Origin of the sequence: Vogesella amnigena, assembly GCF_042648905.1 — a bacterium.
Lineage (GTDB): Bacteria > Pseudomonadota > Gammaproteobacteria > Burkholderiales > Chromobacteriaceae > Vogesella > Vogesella amnigena.
The window spans coordinates 1-3,774 of record NZ_JBHRYH010000034.1 but is presented as its reverse complement, the minus strand read 5'-3'; the positions used below and the strand labels follow the sequence as shown (position 1 = coordinate 3,774).

General features: G+C 62.9%; 2 protein-coding genes. Both read right to left on the bottom strand.

All coding sequences use genetic code 11. The annotated features are described in order from the left end of the window. Positions 1-674, bottom strand: a 674-nt coding sequence (locus tag ACFOKJ_RS12675; protein WP_390280140.1) for a retention module-containing protein, incomplete at its 3' end; no start/stop codon positions are given. A gap of 426 nt (positions 675-1,100) precedes the next feature. After that, a partial coding sequence (locus tag ACFOKJ_RS12670; protein WP_390280138.1) for a type I secretion C-terminal target domain-containing protein occupies positions 1,101-3,774 on the bottom strand: 2,674 nt, incomplete at its 5' end.

Here is a 3,774-nt window from a genome sequence, read left to right as displayed (position 1 = left end):
GTGGCGAATTCGGCATCGCTGCTGGCGTCACCCACTTCGGCGCTGCCGTTCGGGTCCAGGCCGGCTTCGTATACCAGGCCATCGTTGGCAACGCCATCCGGGCCCCGGTTGGTGGGCTGTTCCACCACGATGGTGGGCGGGTTGTTCGGGTTCAGCTCGCTGGTCTGCGCAGTGCCGGTGGCGCCGAGGTTGTCGATGCCCAGATCCAGGCTGGCGCCGGTGATGCCTTCGGATACCCGGCCAAGGATGATGTAGCTGTTGCCACCATCTTCAGCCCCCCCGGCGGCGCCGGTCAGGCCGGCGGCGGCGGCTTCCAGCTGGCTTAACGGGTCCTGCCCGCTTTCCAGGGCGGCCAGTACCTGCTGCGCTTCCGGTTGCAGTGGAGCCAGTGCGGCGTCGGTGGCATCGGTGGCGGCGGTCTGGGTGGGGAAGACGTCATCGGTGATGGTGAGGTCGCGGGCTTCGGCAATGCGCACGATGTCGCCGCCGGCAGACTGCAGCTCGATGAAGGCATCTTCGGGGATGATCAGTCGTACGCCGTTGGCCAGCACCTCTCCCAGCTGCACGGCATGCTGGGTGCCATCGGGCATGACGGCGATGATCTTGCCGGCGAGGGCGACAACCTTGCCCTGGGCGATGCTGAGCGTGCTGCTGGTGCTGGGGGTGGCGGCCATGATGAGTACTCCTGTCAGGAAACGTTTGGTTTCAATCTAGGAACTGTCTTAGCCGTTCTCCATTGTACTGAAGGGAGGGTGTACCAAAGGGCAGAGGGCATGCGGCCCGGCCCCAGGTGGCTGACAACGTGCAGTGTCGGCACCTGAGCGGATGGCTCCTCGAAAAACGCCAGCTTTCGTCGCGATACTGCGTTGCTCACGAAAAATGTCTTCTTACATATCAAACATATGCTGCGTCAAAATTTTCCGCTCGCGCCTTGTATCGCCGTGACTTGGCTCAATTGGGAATCCTGGTTTTTCTAGGTGCCCCGGAGTTGGCCGCCAGGTCATGGCATCGGCAGCCGTGCTGTAGATAAAGCAAAGCCCTTTCGCGTGGCGAAAGGGCTTTGTCGGCTCGTGCCGGCCATGGCCTGGCCGGGGGAGGGCTCAGTCGGTTTGCAGGTTGTGGCCGCCCTTCAGCTGATCGATGATCTGGCTGTCGTTGCCGAGGGTGGTCAGGTCGACGCCTTGCAGCAGGATGTTCTGGTCGGCGACGGCGCTGTAGTTGCTGCCGTCGAACTGGCCACTGCTGCTGACCTGGATCAGGGTGTCGTTGCCGTCGGAGCTGAAGTGCAGGTACTTGCCCAGGTCCTGGCCGGCTTCCCCTTGCAGCAGGTCGTGCAGGTCAAGGGAATCGCCTTGTGCCAGGCTGAAGTTGACCACGGTGTCGGTAATCGGCGCCCCTGCGGTATCGCTGGCATCGCCGGCATGCCACACAAAGCTGTTCGGCCCGCTGTCCCCCGTCATCACGTCGGCCCCGGCGCTGCCGCTCAGGGTGCCGCTGCTGGCAATGTATACATCCAGTTGCTGGCTGGCGCTGTGGTCGCCATCGGCATCGGCAAGCGTGACATCGAAGCTCAGCTGGGCATCCTGGGTGTAGCTCTGGCTGGTGATGATGCCGACATCCATGATCTTGATCACATCCTGATCGGTGGTGCCGGTATCGGCCGGGTTGGCATCGAAATCCAGCATGCTGCTGGAGCCGCCGGATTCCCCTGTCTCCCGGTTCAGGTCGATGCCGCTGCCGATGATGTCCTCGCTGGAGACCAGCAGCTGTATGCCGTAGATCTGGTAGTTCTCGCCAGCGCCGTTGTAATCGTTGCTCTCGATGATCACCACGCCATCGGCCCCGGTAATGCCGTAGGGGTTACCTTCGTCCGCGGTGTAGATATCCGCGCTGCTGACAATGATGGTGCGGGTGATGGTGTCCAGCGGATTATCCGGGTCGATCAGCTTGAGCAGTACCAGCATGTCCTCGCCGGGAATCCACTTGGCCAGCTTCAGGTAGATGCCATCGGCGCGTGCATCGCCAGCCGCCGGGTTCGGGTCGGCGCCGGGGTTGCTGGTATAGAAGTCCATGTTCAGCACTTCACCGCGCTGCAGGGTGTCGCTGGCGATGCCGTTTTCATCGCCGCTGATGCTCACCCATTTCTGGGTGCCGGTGAATACCTCGTTGTCTTCCAGCACCATGTCGCCATCACTGGTGGCAAAGTCGCCGGAGCCGCCGCTGAAGCGCACGTAGAAGTTGTTGTCCAGCTGCGATATCACGATTTCCGGCTGTGGCGAGCCGGTCAGGTCATGGCTGTCACGCTCGCCGATCGGGTTGCTGGTGGTCAGCACGGTGTAGCCCTTGATCGTGTCGTCGAGGCTTAGCGTGTAGGTGCCGGCTTCCTTGTCGAACACCAGGCTGCCGGTGACATGGGTGAGCAGCTCCGGGGTATCCGGGTTGGCCGCATAGTCGAAGGCAATGACAAAGCTGGCAGTCGTGGCGTCCTCGCTGCTCCAGCTGACATCGGTGTTGCTGATGGCCAGCTCGCCTACCATGCCGCTGAGGCTGATGGCGGCAAAATCGCTGCGCTGTGCCGAGTAGTCGTCCCATTCGTCGGCACCCAGGCGGTAGGCAAACACCCCCACCGCATCACTGCTGCCGTCATTCAGGCTGTTGGCGTAGATCAGGCTGGAGATGGCGGTGACTACCGGCACATCGTCCTGTATGGCAATGCGGAACAGGCCGCTGCGCTCACCCAGGGTAACGGTATCGCCATCGGCATCGGTGGCCTGCAGCAGGCTGCTGAAGTCGATGCTGCTGACTGGTTCGCTGTCTTCGCCGGTGTAGAGCGCGGTGTTCTCGTCGTTCGCGCCGTCGTTGACGTGGTCAAGCTGATCCAGCAGATCGAAGCTCCAGCCGCCGTTGTCGTCCAGCGTCAAGGTAAACACCACGCGGTCGGCGTCTTCGCCGCCATCGACATAGGCGGTGAGCACATTGTCTTCCACCCGGTAGCTGACAGCATCCCCCTGCGAGTACAGCGTGGGCAGGCTATCGGTAGTGGTGGACAGGCTGAAGCTGAGCGGTGCGTCGGCACCGGCGCTGAACAGGGTGGCGATGCTGCCATGGTCCGTGCTGTCGGCTTCGTCCCGGTTGACCGAGTCGTCTTCGTTGTTGCCGGTGGACAGGTCGCCGCCGGCTATGCCGGTCATGTCGTCCTCTTCCACCATGGCGGAAATGGCGCGCGGCTGGGCGACCACTTCCGGCACATCATCCTGCACCATGACGACAAAGCTGCCGCCTACGGCACCTACCGCCGGGTCGCCATCGGCGTCGGTGGCAACGATGATGCTGCTGAAGTCGATGCCGTAGACCGAGCCGTATTCCGGGCCTTCTCCGCTAGTACTCACCGTGATCAGCCCGAAACCTTCGGTATTACCGTCCTCGACATGGTCCAGCTGGTCGTCGAGGTCGAAGTGCCAGCCACCTAGCTCATCGATGGTGAGCGTGAACACGGTACGCAGGCTTTCGCCGCTGCCGGCGGTGGCGGTCAGGGTGTGGCCATCCTCGCTCACGCTGTAGCTCAGCGGGTCGCCATTGGACAGCAGCACCGGCAGGTTCAGCAGGTTGGCCGCACTGATGCTGAAGCTCAGCGGTACGTCGGCACCGCTCTTGAACAGGGCGTTCAGATCGCCGCTGATGCCGCTGGCCTCGTCGTTGTCGCCGGGGTTGGGGATGCCCAGCGAATGGTCGTCATCGGCCGGGTCTTCCTCGCTGCCCTGGCCCAGGCCGCCT